General features: G+C 70.6%; 14 protein-coding genes. 1 reads left to right on the top strand and 13 read right to left on the bottom strand.

Annotated elements, in window-relative coordinates; translation table 11 throughout:
• Positions 1 to 53 precede the first annotated feature (53 nt).
• The 13 genes from ABD883_RS11080 to ABD883_RS11020 form a co-directional block, all read right to left on the bottom strand.
• On the bottom strand, positions 54 to 1,265 hold the full coding sequence (locus tag ABD883_RS11080) for an MFS transporter (protein ID WP_295689481.1): 1,212 nt from the start codon (positions 1,263 to 1,265) through the stop codon (positions 54 to 56).
• Between the two features lie 183 nt (positions 1,266 to 1,448).
• Positions 1,449 to 2,639: an NAD(P)/FAD-dependent oxidoreductase gene (locus tag ABD883_RS11075; RefSeq protein WP_345032106.1), complete on the bottom strand. Its 1,191-nt coding sequence runs from the start codon at positions 2,637 to 2,639 to the stop codon at positions 1,449 to 1,451.
• 17 nt (positions 2,640 to 2,656) lie between these two features.
• Entirely contained in the window at positions 2,657 to 3,217 is a 561-nt protein-coding gene (locus ABD883_RS11070) for a hypothetical protein (RefSeq protein WP_265809652.1), read from the bottom strand.
• Positions 3,214 to 4,770, bottom strand: coding sequence for a sodium/proline symporter (locus ABD883_RS11065; RefSeq protein WP_265809651.1), 1,557 nt, complete (start codon positions 4,768 to 4,770; stop codon positions 3,214 to 3,216). Before ABD883_RS11065 ends, ABD883_RS11070 begins: the two co-directional genes overlap by 4 nt.
• Positions 4,767 to 4,970: a hypothetical protein gene (locus ABD883_RS11060; protein WP_137319169.1), complete on the bottom strand. Its 204-nt coding sequence runs from the start codon at positions 4,968 to 4,970 to the stop codon at positions 4,767 to 4,769. The genes ABD883_RS11065 and ABD883_RS11060 overlap by 4 nt, the downstream gene beginning before the upstream one ends.
• 225 nt (positions 4,971 to 5,195) lie before the next feature.
• On the bottom strand, positions 5,196 to 5,492 hold the full coding sequence (locus tag ABD883_RS11055; RefSeq protein WP_345032102.1) for a hypothetical protein: 297 nt from the start codon (positions 5,490 to 5,492) through the stop codon (positions 5,196 to 5,198).
• A 29-nt stretch (positions 5,493 to 5,521) separates the two neighbouring features.
• On the bottom strand, positions 5,522 to 6,325 hold the full coding sequence (locus ABD883_RS11050) for a Bax inhibitor-1/YccA family protein (RefSeq protein WP_101651294.1): 804 nt from the start codon (positions 6,323 to 6,325) through the stop codon (positions 5,522 to 5,524).
• Between the two features lie 124 nt (positions 6,326 to 6,449).
• Positions 6,450 to 8,042, bottom strand: a complete 1,593-nt coding sequence (locus tag ABD883_RS11045) for an AbgT family transporter (RefSeq protein ID WP_295689969.1) — start codon at positions 8,040 to 8,042, stop codon at positions 6,450 to 6,452.
• A gap of 207 nt (positions 8,043 to 8,249) precedes the next feature.
• Positions 8,250 to 9,335: an inositol-3-phosphate synthase gene (locus tag ABD883_RS11040; RefSeq protein WP_137319166.1), complete on the bottom strand. Its 1,086-nt coding sequence runs from the start codon at positions 9,333 to 9,335 to the stop codon at positions 8,250 to 8,252.
• Between the two features lie 257 nt (positions 9,336 to 9,592).
• Positions 9,593 to 11,188, bottom strand: coding sequence for a peptide chain release factor 3 (locus tag ABD883_RS11035; RefSeq protein ID WP_247618814.1), 1,596 nt, complete (start codon positions 11,186 to 11,188; stop codon positions 9,593 to 9,595).
• A 74-nt stretch (positions 11,189 to 11,262) separates the two neighbouring features.
• Positions 11,263 to 11,973 carry a LutC/YkgG family protein gene (locus ABD883_RS11030; protein WP_345032094.1) on the bottom strand — a complete coding sequence of 237 codons (711 nt, stop codon included), beginning with the start codon at positions 11,971 to 11,973 and terminating at the stop codon, positions 11,263 to 11,265.
• On the bottom strand, positions 11,970 to 13,466 hold the full coding sequence (locus tag ABD883_RS11025) for a lactate utilization protein B (protein WP_345032092.1): 1,497 nt from the start codon (positions 13,464 to 13,466) through the stop codon (positions 11,970 to 11,972). Before ABD883_RS11025 ends, ABD883_RS11030 begins: the two co-directional genes overlap by 4 nt.
• Positions 13,463 to 14,359: a heterodisulfide reductase-related iron-sulfur binding cluster gene (locus ABD883_RS11020; protein WP_345032089.1), complete on the bottom strand. Its 897-nt coding sequence runs from the start codon at positions 14,357 to 14,359 to the stop codon at positions 13,463 to 13,465. Before ABD883_RS11020 ends, ABD883_RS11025 begins: the two co-directional genes overlap by 4 nt.
• Before the next feature lie 83 nt (positions 14,360 to 14,442).
• Here ABD883_RS11020 and ABD883_RS11015 point away from each other — a divergent pair, with 83 nt between their 5' ends.
• Positions 14,443 to 14,814: a hypothetical protein gene (locus ABD883_RS11015; RefSeq protein ID WP_295689980.1), complete on the top strand. Its 372-nt coding sequence runs from the start codon at positions 14,443 to 14,445 to the stop codon at positions 14,812 to 14,814.
• Positions 14,815 to 14,879 lie beyond the last annotated feature (65 nt).

Here is a 14,879-nt window from a genome sequence, read left to right as displayed (position 1 = left end):
CGAATACCCGCGCGTAACCGAAGAGAGGTGACCACTCGATGCTCGACCCGGGGTCAGCCGGCCCGGTGGCCGCCACCTCGGGCGCGGCGGCGGGCGAAGCGGCCGTGGACGAGGAAGTAGAGGACCCCGGCGGCGAACACGACACCGGCGGCCACGAGGTACATCGCCTCGTAGGAGAATGCGCCGACGAGCGTGCCGAGCAGGATCGGGCCCATCCCGAATCCGAGGTCCATCATGAGGAAGTACGTCGAGGTCGCCACCCCGACGCGGGCGGGGCCTGCGGCGGTGATGGTGATCGCCTGCGCGCTCGCCATGAGGGAGCCGAAGCCCACGCCCGCGAGCATCCCGGCGAGCACGATCATCCAGGTCGCCTGGGTCGCGGCGACGAGCACCATCGCGGCGAGGAAGCACACGAACAGCGGGTAGACGACGATGTTGTCGCCGTACCGGTCCTGCACCCGGCCGAGCGTGAGCCGGGCGATGAGCGAGAAGCACGCGAAGGACAGGAAGTAGTAGGGCGCGGCGTGCGCCATCCCCATCTGCGAGGTGTACCCGAAGAGGAACGCCATGACGGAGGAGTAGGCGATGCCGCAGAGGAACATCACTCCCCCGATCCGCAGCCCGTCGCGGTCGAGGAGGTTCCGCGGGTGGAAGGTCGTGAGGCCGACCCGCGGCACGTACCGGCTGTCGAGCTCCGGGACGCGGAGGAAGAAGAGCCCGAGGAATCCGACGAGGGTGAAGGCGGTCGACACGACGAACAGCCAGTCGTAGCCGAGGTCGGCGATGACGGTGAGCGCGATGAACGGCCCGAGCGCGGCCGCGAGCGTCGTCGAGGTCGAGAAGTAGCCGGTGCCCTCCGCCCGCCGGGCCGGCGGGATGATGCTCTGCACGGCGGCCATGATCGCGGTGTGCCCGACGCCGAACGTCATCCCGTGGAGCAGGCGGACGACGATGAGCAGCCACAGGGAGTCGGCGAGCAGGTAGAGCAGGGAGGCCGCGACCGAGGCGCCGAGCGACACGATGAGCACCCGGTAGCGGCCGACGACGTCGAGGAACGCGCCGGTGAAGATCCGGGCGATGAGCGCGCCGACGACGAATGCGCTCGCGGTGAAGCCGGCGACGGTGTCCGAGGCGGCGAAGCGGGTCACCGCGTACTCCGCCATCGAGGTGACGAGGAGGTAGAAGACGAAGGACAGGAAGATGCAGATGACGAGGGCGAGGATGAAGTCCTTCGACCACAGCCTCCGCTCCGGCTCCGTCTTCACCGCACCGCTCCCCGTTCGATCGTTCACTCTGCGCGCTTCAGACGCCATTACATCACGGTGCCGTGATGTGCCTCACCCCGGGTCGGCCCCGCACCCCACGGACACGACTACGGAGGGCGGGTCGCACCGGCCGCTCGCGGCGCCGGCTCAGCCGCCGGTTCAGCCGCCGGTTCAACCGTCGGTTCAGCCGCCGGCGAGGATGTGCTCGGCCATCCGCTCCCCGGTGACGGGTCCGAGGACGATCCCCCACATCCCGTGTCCGGTGGCGACGTACCCGCGTCGAGCCACCCGGCGCAGCACCGGCCGGCCGTCGTCGCTCACCGGGCGCGGGCCCACCCAGTGGTCGCTCGTGTCGGCGAGGTCGATCCCGGTGACGAACGGCTCGAGCGTCGCGGCGATCGAGTCGATCCGGCCCGGGCGCGGCGGGGCATCCGGGGGCAGGAACTCCATCGTCCCGGCGATGCGGACGCCTGCGCGGTACGGGGTGAGCACGATGCGCTGGGTGGGGAGGTAGACGGGACCCTCGGGCATCCGGCCGGGGGCCACGGCGGCGGTGAAGGAGTAGCCGCGGCCGCTCGTCTGCCGGGTCCGTGCGCGGGTGCCGAACACCGGGCCGAGGACCTCGTCGGACCAGGCGCCGGCCGCGACGAGCACGGTGTCGGCGGTGTGCGCGGCTCCCGCGGAGTCGATGAGGCTGACCGCGGAGCTCCCCGCGTGCCCGGCGACGACCTCGACCCCTTCGCGGATCTCGACGCCGGCGGCGCGCGCGGCCCTCGCGAGGTCCCGGCAGTAGGCTCCGGGATCGATGTAGGCCTGCCCGGTGACGGTGAGCGCGTGCGCGACGCGGTCGGTGAAGTACGGGAGTCCGGCCGGATCGGTGCGGCGAACGGCGACCTCGACGCCGGAGGCTGCGAGCAGCTCGACCTCGTGCTCGAATGCGGCGATCGTCGAGGCGGACTCCGCCCCCACGTGGTAGTCCGCGCGGTGGACCGGAGCGGTCACCCCGGACTCGGCGAGCCGGTCGAACGCGGCGAGCGCCTCGCGGGTGAGCGGGGCGTTGGCCTCGATGGCCGCGGAGAACCGCTTGGTCGTCATCTGGGCGGCGAACCGGGTGAGGAACCTGAGGATCTGCGGGGTGGGCCGCGGCACGGACAGCGGGGCGTCCGGGTCGGTGAGCGCCTGGATCCCATGGCGCCACCCACCGGGCTCGGCGAGCGGGGCGACGAGCCCCGGGCACACCCAGCCGGCGTTGCCCCAGCTCGCCCCGGCGGCCACCCGCTCGCGCTCGAGCACGGTGACCCCCGCACCCGCCCGGGCGAGGTGGAAGGCGCTCGCGAGCCCGACGATCCCAGCCCCGACGACGATGACGTGCATGGTGGGTCCTCCCGTGTCTAGAGCGCCTGGGCGCTGATGACGAAGTGGGTGCCGTCGAGCCCGTCGACGAGCATCTGCACGGCGTGCGTGCGGTCGCGGCCGCTGACGAGCCAGTTCGGTTTGAGCACCCCGCGGACCGGTTCCGCGATCTCCACCCGGTAGCCCATGCCGAGCTTCCAGCGGCGCTGCACCCGGGTGCGCAGGAGGTTCCGTGCGACCTCGACCGCGTCGTCCTCCGGGATCGGTGTGCGTTCGAGCGCGGCGACGAACTCCGCCTCCTCGACCGGCTCCCCGTGCGGCTCGAAGGCCGCGATGAATCCCTTGCCGGAGTAGACGTCGACGAGCACGTCGACGATCTCGCCGAGCGGGTCTCCCCCGCCTGCTCCCGCACCGGCACCTGCTCCTCTGCCGGCTCTGCGGAGGCCGGTGCGCCGCACCCCGGCGCGCACCCACCAGTACGGGTGGACGACGGCGGTCGCGCTCGCCGCGGCACCGGGCAGGCGCCGGACGAGCACGGCCCGCGCCTCGGCGGCGCCGCACACGACCGGCAGGCGCAGCGCGCCCGGGAGTGCGCTCACGCCCGGTCGGCGGATCCGTGGGTGCCGGGCACCTGGCCGCCGAGCGCGGGGTTCTGCCCGGTGAGCAGGCGCGCCGGGATCGGACCGACCCGGTCGGTCTCCACGAGTGCCTCGTGGACATGGGCGGGCACCGGGCTGGTGCGCTGGGTGACGAGCGAGCCGATGATCATCGCGAGCGTCGAGGCGAGGATGCCCACGCCCATCGGGTCGATCCCGGTGACGTCGACGAGTCCGGAGAACTGCCACACGACGACGACGACGGTGCCGACGATCATCGAGGAGATCGCGCCGACGGTGTTCGCCTTCTTCCACCAGGCCGCGCACACGTAGGCCGGCACGAAGGCCGCGCCGAGCACGGTGGTGGAGAAGATGACGACCTGGGCGACGGCCGGGGCGCCGACGATCGCGACGACGTAGCCGATGATCGCGAGCAGGAGCACCGTGATGCGGGAGACCCACACCGACTGCCGGTCGGTCATGCGCGGGTTGATGAACCGGCGGAAGAGGTCGTAGCTCGCGATCGTGCCCGATTGGAGCAGCAGGGCGTCGGCGGTGGACATGATCGCGGCCATGATCGCGGCCATGACGATTCCGACGGCGAAGGCCGGCAGCACGATGTCCGCGACCTCGAAGATCGCGAGCTCCGGGTCGGCGAGGTTGGGCACGATGATGAGGGCGAGCACGCCGATGAGGTAGGGCGCCGGGATGAAGAGGAGGTTGTAGACGGTCGCGTAGAGACCCGCCCGGCGGGCCACCGAGGGGTTCTTCATCGCCATGTGGCTGACGTTGACGTGGGGCCAGCCCATGTAGCCGATGGAGAACACGAGCAGCGCGCCGATGATCACGCCCCACTGCACCCCGGCGATCCCGTCCGGACCCCACATCGACAGCAGGTTCGGGTTGATCTCCGCGACCGCGGTGTTGCCGGCCGTGAGTCCGCCGACGGCCATGAGGGTGGCGATGAGGATCCACAGCATGCCGATGACCATGATGATCGCCTGCACGAAGTCGGTGTAGGCCACGGCGAGGTACCCGCCGAGGAAGGTGTAGGCGACGATGACGCCGATCGCGATCGCAAGCGCCCACACGTAGGGGACCCCGGTGACCATCTCGAGCCCGCGGCCGCCGGCGATGAACTGGCTCATGACGTAGAAGAAGATGCAGAACAGGGCGATCGGCGCAGCGATCAGCCGCGTCCACCTCGAGGGATACCGGTGCTCGAGATACTCGATCGAGGTGAGCGAGCCGAGGATCTGGGAGAGCTTGCGCATCCGGCGGCCGAGGATCGACAGGTTGAGCACGCCGCCGCCGATGTCGCCCATCGCGTACCACATGCCGAAGTAGCCCTGGGTGTAGCCGAGCGAGCCGGCACCGAGGAACATGTAGCCCGACATCGACGAGCTCTGCAGGCGCAGCGCGGTGACCGCCGGGCCGAGGCTGCGGCCGCCGAGCAGGAATCCCTCGGAGTCCTGGGTGCCGCGGCGCATCGCCCACACGCCGATCGCGATCATCGCGATGAAGTAGATGATGAGGAAGATCGTCTCGAGGTTCATCGCACGTCACCCCCCGTCGCACCGGCGGGTCCGGCCGGTGTCCCGGGGCCGGCAGGTGCGCTCGGGCCGCCCGGGGCATCCGTGTCTGCGTCCTCCCGCGCCCAGTTCCGCGACACGACGAGGAACCCGATGGTGTAGAGGACCCAGAAGAGGGGGATCCCGATGAGGACCGCGGTGGTGACCGCCGGCAATCCGAACATGAGCGCTGGCCTTCCAGTGGGGTGCGAGCAGTTCCGCGACGAGCCCCCGGCCGGCAGCGGCGCTCCGGTTCCGGGTGGACTCGTCCGGCTCACCCTATCCTGCGCCCGATCCGGAAGGTGACCGGGGTCACCCGACCGGGCCGGAATGCCGCCCGGCACCCGGACGGCCCGCCGGGCTCACCCGCGTCCGAGGTGCGATCCGCCCGGGCGCGGCCGGGACCGGACTCATGCCAGGTGCCGCCGCAACTCCACGGCGATCTGCAGCGCCCGGGCGGTGACGGCGGGCGCGGCGCCGTACTCCGGCAGGCAGTCCTGGAGGAGCACGACGAGCTGATCGCCGAGCACCCGGTCGGCGAGTGCGGGGACCGGGCGGCCGTCCGCGGACAGGGCGGAGAGCGCGCTGAGCGCGCTGCGGATCTCCGTGCGCCGCCCGGCGTCGAGCTCATCGCCGCTGAGCCCGGCGATGCGAATGCGGAGGCGGCGGATCTCCGTGTGGAGATCCGCCGCCGTGTCCGGTTTCATGTGGGCCTGTGCCTCAGCCGTCCTGCGCCTCAGTTGCTCCGGAAGTACGAGAGCAGGCGCAGGATCTCGATGTAGAGCCACACCAGGGTGACCATGAGCGAGAACGCGCAGGTCCAGGAGTAGCGCTCCGGGATCCGGTGCTTGACGCCGTCCTCGATCATCTGGAAGTCGGCGACGAGGGTGAGCGAGGCGAGCACGACCGCGACGATGCCGATGAGCACGCCGAGCGGCATGGTGACGCCCATGATCGAGATCTCCACGCTGCGCGCGCCGCCGGAGCCGGTGGCGAGCACGAACACGAAGTTGACGATCGAGAACAGCGCGTAGCCGCCGACGGCGAGCATGAGGAACTTGGTGAATCCCTTGCTCATCCGGATGACGCGGAACCGGAACAGCGCGAACATCAGACCGAACACGCAGAGCGTGGCGAGCACGGCCTGCATGACGATGCCGGAGTAGCTCGCCTCGAAGATCCCGGAGATGCCGCCGAGGAACACGCCCTGGATGCCCGCGTAGAGCAGGATCAGGGCCTTGTTCGGCTCGCGCTTGAAGGCGTTGACGAGGCCGAGCACGAGCCCGACGATCGCCGCGGGCAGCGCGAGAATCGGCATGAACCAGCCGACGACCGCACCGGCGAGGAGCACCGCGAAGCAGAACGCGGTCTTCATCAGCACGTCGTCGTAGGTCATCGGCCGCTCGGCCGGTGCCGTCGGGCGCTCTGCCGAGGGCATGCGGTACATCTGGTCGAGCTGCTCGGCCGACGGGGCCGGCGTCTGGGAGCGCCCGGCCTGGATCCCCTGTTCGAGGCCGCGGCGTACAAGCGGATTGCTCATAGAATTCCTTTCGAGGGCGGATGTCGTCCGTCCACAACAGTACAGTCCGAATCTGACAGAACCCTTGAGTCCAGGGGTCCCCGAGCGGGCGTTACAGACCTGTTATGCGCAGGCCCGCGGGCGTTCAGCCCGGCAGCTCGTAGCTGATCGCCGCACCGGGTCCCCACGGGATGCCGAGCGCCCACCAGACGAAGAACAGCAGGCCCCAGACGATGAACATGCCGATCGACAGCGGGATCGTCAGGGACAGCAGGGTGCCGATCCCGGCGTCCTTCTTGTAGCGCTGGATGAAGCCGAGGATCATGACGAAGTACGGGCTCATGGGCGACACGATGTTCGTCGTCGAGTCGCCGATGCGGTACACCGCCTGCGTGGTCTCCGGGGAGATGTTGAGCAGCATGAGCATCGGCACGAGGACCGGGGCCATGAGCGTCCACAGGCCCGAGCCCGAGGTGATGAAGAGCGCTCCGACGGCGACGAGCAGGTAGGCGCCGAACAGGATGAGGAAGGTGCTCGCACCGATCTCCTGGAAGAACTCGGCGCCGCGGATCGCGAGGATCTCGCCGAGCGCGGACATCTTGAACAGGGCGAGGAACTGGGAGGCGGCGAAGAACAGGACGAGCACCTGGACGAAGGGCGCGACGCCCTTGACGATCATCTCCGGGACGTCGTTGGGGTGGCGGATCGAGCCGGTGACCACACCGTAGACGATGCCGATGACGAAGAAGCCGAAGCCGATGATCGCGGCGATCCCGGCCATGAGGCCGGACTCGGGTCCGAAGGCGCCCTCGGTGTCGCGGAGGAAGGAGTCCGCCGGCCAGGCGAGCGCCACGACGATGCCGACGCACACGATGAGGGTGATGAGGGCGGCGATCATGCCGCGCTTCTCCGCCGGGGTGACCTTCGTGGTGAGGTCGCGGTCCTCCCCCTCGGGGACCTCCTCCTCGGTGAGCTCGAGCTGCTCGCCGCGCTTGTTGAGGAGGAGCTCGGTGACGATGGTGATCGCGATCGCGACGGCGAACATCGACACGAAGTTGAAGTAGAGGTTCGCCACCGGGGTGACGGTGTAGCTCTCGTCGATGATGTGGGCGGCCGAGGTGGAGATGCCGCCGAGGATCGCGTCGAGGCTGTTGACGAACGGGGCGGCGGAGTAGCCGCCGGAGGTCGCGGCGTAGGCCACGGCGCAGCCGATGACCGGGTTGCGGCCGACGGCCTTGAACGCGAGCCCGCCGAGCGGGATGACGATCATGTACGAGGCGTCGGAGGCGATCGAGGCCGCGGCTCCGGTGAGCGCGACGATGAGGGTGATCCAGCGCGGCGAGGTCTTCGCCATCGCCGAGCGCATGATCGTCGGGATGAGGCCGGAGCGCTCGGCGACGGCGACGCCGAACAGCACGACGAGCACGAGACCGAGGGCGGGGAAGGTCACGTAGTTCGTCACGACGTTCGCGACGATCTCACGGAGGTTGTCCTGCGACAGGAGGTTGACCGCGGTGACGGTCTCCCCCGTCGCCGGGTTGACCGCCGAGGTGCCCGCATTCGCGAGGATCCACGACAGGATCATGACGATCACCGCGAGGCTGAGGAACAGCCAGAACGGGTGCGGCAGCTTGTTGCCGGCCTTCTCGATGAAGACCAGGGAGCGCATGAGGAAGTTGAGGTTGTCGTCGGTCTTGCCGGGCGGGGAGCCCTGCGTGCCTGCCGCTGCTGTCGACATCGGTCGCCTTTCGGCCTCGGGGGCGGGGACGCGGATGTCGCCGCCAGGGGTTGGGACTGGTTCAGAGTAACAGCAGGTGGGCGGCCTCCAGAAGCCCGCCCAGGACCTCGCGGACCGGTCGCCGCTCACCCGTCTCCGAGCGCCCGGGAACGCCGCAGGCCCGCCGCGATGCGGCGGGCCCGGAACGGCGGAGTGCGCAGAGGCGCGTCAGCGCTCGATGTCACCCCGGATGAAGGCTTCGACGGCGGCCTTCGCGGCGTCGTCGTGCTGCTGCTCCGGCGGGGACTTCATGAAGTACGAGGACGCGGAGATCAGGGGCCCGCCGACGCCGCGGTCGAGCCCGATCTTCGCCGCGCGCACGGCGTCGATGATGACGCCGGCGGAGTTCGGCGAGTCCCACACCTCGAGCTTGTACTCGAGCGACACCGGAGCGTCGCCGAAGTTGCGGCCCTCGAGCCGGACGAAGGCCCACTTGCGGTCGTCGAGCCAGGCGACGTAGTCGCTCGGGCCGATGTGCACGTCGCGCTCGGACAGCCGGGCGGAGGTGTTCGAGGTGACGGCCTGCGTCTTCGAGATCTTCTTCGACTCGAGGCGCTCGCGCTCGAGCATGTTCTTGAAGTCCATGTTGCCGCCGACGTTGAGCTGGTAGGTCCGGTCGAGGATGACGCCGCGGTCCTCGAACAGCTTCGCCATGACGCGGTGGGTGATCGTCGCCCCGATCTGGCTCTTGATGTCGTCGCCGACGATCGGCACGCCGGCGGCGCGGAACTTCTCGTCCCACTCCTTCGTCCCGGCGATGAAGACCGGCAGGGCGTTGACGAAGGCGACGCCGGCGTCGATCGCGGCCTGAGCGTAGAACTCGGTGGCCTGCTGCGAGCCGACGGGCAGGTAGCAGACGAGGACGTCGACCTCGCGCTCGCGGAGCACCGCGGCGACGTCGACGGGCTCCGCGGTCGATTCCTCGATGGTCTCGCGGTAGTAGCGGCCGAGCCCGTCGAGGGTGGGCCCGCGCTGCACCTGGACGCCGGTGGCGGGCACCTCGGTGATGGTGATCGTGTTGTTCTGCGAGGCCTGGAGGGCGTCGGCGATGTCGAGGCCGACCTTCGCGGCGTCCACGTCGAAGGCGGCGACGAAGTCGAGATCGCCCACGTGGTAGTCCCCGAAGTTCACGTGCATGAGGCCGGGGATCTGCTCATCGGGTGCGGCGTCCTTGTAGTACTCGACACCCTGGATGAGCGAGGTCGCGCAATTGCCGAGACCGGCGATCGCGACTCGGATCGGTTGGTTTGCCACTTGGTCGAACTCTCCTTCTCGGACCTGCACTGGGATTCTGCAGCGAATGTGTGAGGAACCCGAAGCGGGGCTCTTCCGCCGAGCGCCGCACGCGCGCGCGGAAGTCTCAGGCACAACACTCCATCCTAGTCCTCCCCCGGCACCCGACCAAAAGCCGCGCCGAGGCGCGCTCGCCGGTGCGCCCCAGGTCCCCGGGTGGTGCCCCCGGACGGTGCTGAGCGCCGGCCCGCGGCGCCCATCGACCTCCCGTCGGCGATTCAGGACACGACGAGCGGTTCGAGCACGAGGTCGGGATGCTCGCGCTCGACCCCGGCCAGGCGCCAGCGGTCGGAGAACAGCGCGAGGAGCTCGCCGTCGGAGCGGGACAGGACCTCGACGGAGCGCTCGCGGGCGAGCGTGCTCACGCATTCGGGCGTGGTGCGGCGGGCGAGCGAGTAGTTGAGGCGCTCGAGCGTGCACGGGGCGTTGAATTCGTTGACCATCCGGTCCTCGGCGACCTCGAACTGCATCGGGCCGACGGCCCCGACGACGGGCGCCTGGTCGCCGCGCAGGTCCGAGCGCAGGACCTGCACGACGCCTTCGTGGTCGAGCTGCTGGATGCCGCGGCGGAACTGCTTGTACTTCGAGGAGTCCTTGGCGCGGATGACCATGAAGTGCTCGGGCGAGAAGGTCGGGATCTCGGGGAACACGACCTTCTTGTCGAGGTAGAGGGAGTCGCCGACGCGCAGCGCGGAGGCGTTGACGAGGCCGACGACGTCACCGGGGAACGCCTCGTCGACGACCTCGCGGTCGCGGCCGAACACCTGCTGGGCGTACTTCGTGGCGAAGGGCTTGCCGGTGGAGGCGTGGGTGACGACCATGCCGCGCTCGAACACGCCGGAGCACACGCGGATGTAGGCGAGCCGGTCGCGGTGGTTCGTGTCCATCCCCGCCTGCACTTTGAACACGAATCCGGAGAAGGGGGCGTCGACGGGGCGCGGCTCGCCGTCGCGGTCCGGTCGGGCCTCAGCGGCGGGCGCGATGTCGACGAGGGTGTCGAGGAGCTTGTGGACCCCGAAGTTGAGGACCGCGGAGGCGAACATCACCGGGGTGGTGCGGCCGGCGAGGAAGGCCTCCTGGTCGTGGTTCTGGTCCTCGAGGTCGAGCAGCTCGGACTCCTCGACGGCGTTCGTGAAGGCCTCTCCCTCGGCGGCCTCGGCGGCGGCCGCATCGAGGGTCTCCTCGCCGGCGATCGTCGCGCCGCCGTCGGTGCGGGTGAAGCGGGTGAAGGTGCCGCCGGCCCGGTCGAGCACGCCGCGGAAGTCGCCGGACTGCCCGACCGGCCAGGTCAGCGGGGTGGGGGTGAGCCCGGTGCGCTCGAACACCTCGTCCATGAGGGCGAGCGCGTCGAGTCCGGGCCGGTCCCATTTGTTGATGACGGTGATGATCGGGATGTTCCGGTGCCGGCAGACTTCGAACAGCTTCATCGTCTGCACCTCGAGGCCCTTCGCGGCGTCGACGAGCATGACCGCGCAGTCGACGGCCGACAGCACCCGGTAGGTGTCCTCGGAGAAGTCGGCGTGGCCGGGGGTGTCGAGGAGGTTGATGACGGTGTCGCGGTACTCGAACTGGAGGGCGGCCGAGGAGATCGAGATGCCGCGATCCTGCTCCATCTTCATCCAGTCCGACACGGTGGCCCGGCGGCCGCCCTTGCCGTGGGTGGCGCCGGCCTGCCCGATCACCCGGGCGTGGAGTGCGAGCGCCTCGGTGAGCGTGGATTTGCCCGCGTCGGGGTGCGAGATGACGGCGAAGGTGCGGCGACGCGCAGCTTCGCGGCGGATGGTGGCCGGGTTCGGCGTGCCTGCAGAAGTCACCGCCACAGTCTACGCGCTCGGGCTCTCCGGGCAGGACTCGGTGCCGGTGCCCGGACCGCACCGGGGCACCGGGATCAGCCGGTGACGAGGATGACGTCGAGGGTGCGCGGGCCGTGCACCCCGGCGACGCGCTCGAGCTCGATGTCGGAGGTCGCCGAGGGACCCGACACCCAGGTCTGGGGGTGCTCGACGAGTCCGCGCTCCTCGATGATCCCCACGGCCGCGGGCACCCGGTTGACGATGTCGGCGGTGCGCACGAGGCAGACGTGGTGGTCGGGCACGAGGGTGATCGCGCGCCTGCCGCACTGCGGACCGCTGAGCACGATCGTGCCGGTGTCGGCGACCGCCGCGGTCGAGGCGGTGACGACGGCGTCGACGGAATCGAGGGTCGCGAGGTCGAGCGGGGCATCGGCGGAGTCGGGGAGCACCTCGGCGGTGAGGGCCGTGAGGTGGGCGGGGTCGAGGTCATGGGGGACGACGATCGTGCGCGCCCCGGTGAGGAGCTCGGCGATGCGGGCGGGCACCTCGGCCGCGGTGAGCAGGGAGACGCTCGCGTCGTAGTCGAGCAGCCGGTCGGTGAGCAGCTCGATGAGCGCGTCCCCGTCCGGGTGGGGGCCGGGGTCGGCCGGCGCGGGGCCGACCTGCGCGGCGGCGGCGGATGCGGCGGCCGAGGTTCCGGCCGGGCCGGACGGCTCGGCGGACGCGCCGCCGGCAGTGGCATCCTCGCGGCGCAGCGCGGAGCGGATGCGTGCGAGCACCTCGGCGCGGGCGGTCTGCGGGCTCATCGGGTGCCACGCTCCTTCTTCCACCAGGACCGGAACGACTGTTCGGGCGGCTGCGGCAGGGTGCGCGAGTGCGTCCACTTCCCCGCCACGCCGGGCAGGCTGCGGATGCCCTCGGAGCCGGTGAGCAGGTGGGCGAGCGGCAGGCTCTTCTCCGCGACCGCCATCCGGCGGCCGTCGGACATCACCCAGGAGGCCGCGGTGAGCGCGGCGTCGAGCTGGGTGCGGGGCAGCCGACCGGTCTTCCGGGCCTTCGTCTCCGTGTCCTCGTTGCGCAGGCGCACGAGCATCTGCGGGATGTCGATCTTCACCGGACAGGCGTCGTAGCAGGCCCCGCACAGGCTCGAGGCGTACGGCAGGGTGTCGTTGGCCCCGGCGTCGGTGCCGGTGAGCAGTGGGGACAGGATCGCGCCGATCGGCCCGGGGTACACCGAGCCGTAGGCATGCCCGCCGGTGCGCTCGTAGACCGGGCACACGTTCATGCATGCCGAGCAGCGGATGCAGTGGAGGGCCTGCCGGCCGTGCTCGTCGGCGAGGGCGCGGGTGCGGCCGTTGTCGAGGAGCACGACGTGGACGTTCTGCGGTCCGTCGCCAGGGGTCACGCCGGTCCAGAACGAGGTGTAGGGGTTCATCCGCTCGCCCGTCGAGGAGCGCGGGAGGAGCTGCATGAAGGTGCCGAGGTCGGCGAACCGCGGCAGGATCTTCTCGATCCCCATGACGGTGATGAGGGTCTCGGGCAGGGTCACGCACATCCGGCCGTTGCCCTCGGACTCGACGACGGACAGGGTGCCGGTCTCCGCGATGCCGAAGTTCGCCCCGGACACCGCGACCGGGGTGGAGAGGAACTTGCGGCGCAGGTGCTTGCGGCTCGCCTCGGCGAGCGCGGTCGGGTCGTCGGTGAGATCAGGATCGACGTCGGGCATCTCGCGCAGGAAGATCTCGCGGATCTCCCGGCGGTTGCGGTGGATGGCGGGGACGAGGATGTGGCTGGGCCGGTCGTGGCCGAGCTGCACGATGAGCTCGGCGAGATCGGTCTCGTAGGCGTCGATCCCGATCTCCTCGAGGTGCTCGTTGAGGCCGATCTCCTGCGTCGCCATCGACTTGACCTTGATGACCTCGCGCCGGCCGGTGTCGAGCACCGGGGCGTGCTCCTCGACGAGCCGGGCGATGATCGCGTTCGCCTCGTCGGCGTCGCGCGCCCAGTGGACGTGGCCGCCGCGCGCGGTGACGTTGTGCTCGAACTGCTCGAGGAGCTCCGGCAGACGGTCCATGACCGCGGTCTTCACCGCCGAGCCGTGGTCGCGCAGCTCCTCCCAGTTCGGCACCTCGGCGACGCGGGCGAGCCGCTTGCCGCGGATCGTCGAGGTGGCCCGCGCCAGGTTCGTGCGCATCTGGATCTTGCCGAGCTCGAGCTCGGCGACCTGCGGGAACGGCGAGGGCTCGACGATGTTGCCCTTGCCGGGCACGGTCGGCATGCCGAGGTGGGTGACGCTCATCGCAGGGCTCCCGTCGTCCGGTCGGTCGGTGTGCTCCTCAGCGCCGCGCGCAGCCGGGAGGCGCGGCTGCTCCGCGCCGGTGTCCGGGACGCGGGGGCGTCCAGGGGTTCGAGCACGAGCGGGTCCTCCTTCGTCGAGGCGAGGATCTCCGCGAGGTGGACGGTGCGCGGCACGCCGGCCTGAGCGGGCATGAGCTCGCGGGTGCGCTGCAGCCCGCCGCCGATGTGCATGAGGCACGAGGCGTCCCCGCCGGAGCACACGGAGGCCCCGGTGGTGACGAGCGCGTCGACCTTGTCGCTGAGCATCGCCGCGGACACCTGGGGGTTCTTCACCGAGAACGTGCCGCCGAACCCGCAGCACGCATCCGGGTGCTCCGGCTCCACCACGGTCGCCCCCTCGACGCTGCGGAGCAGGTCGAGCTGCCGGTCGCCGAGCCGGAGCAGGCGCATGCCGTGGCAGGAGCTGTGGTGGACGACGGAGTACGGGAAGTACGAGCCGAGCTGCGCGGCGGCGTCGGTCACGCCGAGCACATCGGTGAGGAGCTGGGCGAGCTCGTAGGTGCGGGAGGCGACGGCGGAGGCGCGCGCGGAGAGCTCCGGGTCGTCGTTGTGCTCGGCGATCATCGGGTGCTGGTGGCCGAGGCTCGCAACGCAGGAGCCGCTCGGGGCGACGGCGTGGTCCCAGTCCTCGGCCTCGAAGGCCTCCACGTGGTTGCGGACCACGGGGTAGGCCTCGCGGAACTTGCCGGAGTTGATGTGCATCTGCCCGCAGCAGGCCTGGCCGGCCGGGAACACGACCTCGTGGCCGAGCCGCTCGAGGATGCGCACGGTGGCCTTGGCGACATCGGGGTACATCGCGTCGACGATGCAGGTGGCGAACAGCGCTATTCGCACGGGCGGCTCCTCGGGAAGCTGAAGCACCGGGTGGGTGCCGGGTCACCTGCACCCTATCGTGTCAGCGGCTACTGTGGGCGGTGATGGAAGAGTCCGAGTACTCGCGGGTCGCCCGCGACCGCACCGCCGGCGACCGCTGGCTGCGCCGCCTGCCGCTCATCGTCGCCGCGCTCGGCGCGCTCCCCCTGGTGTGGCTGTCCGTCCAGTTCTCCCTGCTCATCGGGCAGATCGGCTTCTACGTCGTCAGCCTCGGCACGGACACGTGGACGATCGTCGGGCTCGTGCTCCTCACGCTCGCCGGCTTCGTCTCCCTGCTCGGCACGCTCGTGTGCCTGTGGGTGGGCACGCGGCGCCGGACGTGGCGCTGGCGGGTGGGCTGGGCGCTCGGCGCACTCGCCTGCGCCGCCCTGCTGCCGGTGAGCTGGCTGCTCTTCGGCCTCACCGGCCCCGCCTGACGGGGCACCCGGCCCGCAGTCGCTCATCGCCTGCACCTCATCCCCTGGGTCGCATCACCAGCCTC

Origin of the sequence: Brevibacterium pityocampae (assembly GCF_039541555.1) — a bacterium.
GTDB lineage: Bacteria > Actinomycetota > Actinomycetes > Actinomycetales > Brevibacteriaceae > Brevibacterium > Brevibacterium pityocampae.
Note: the sequence above shows the minus strand (reverse complement) of the source record. Positions and strands in the feature narration are given on the sequence as shown.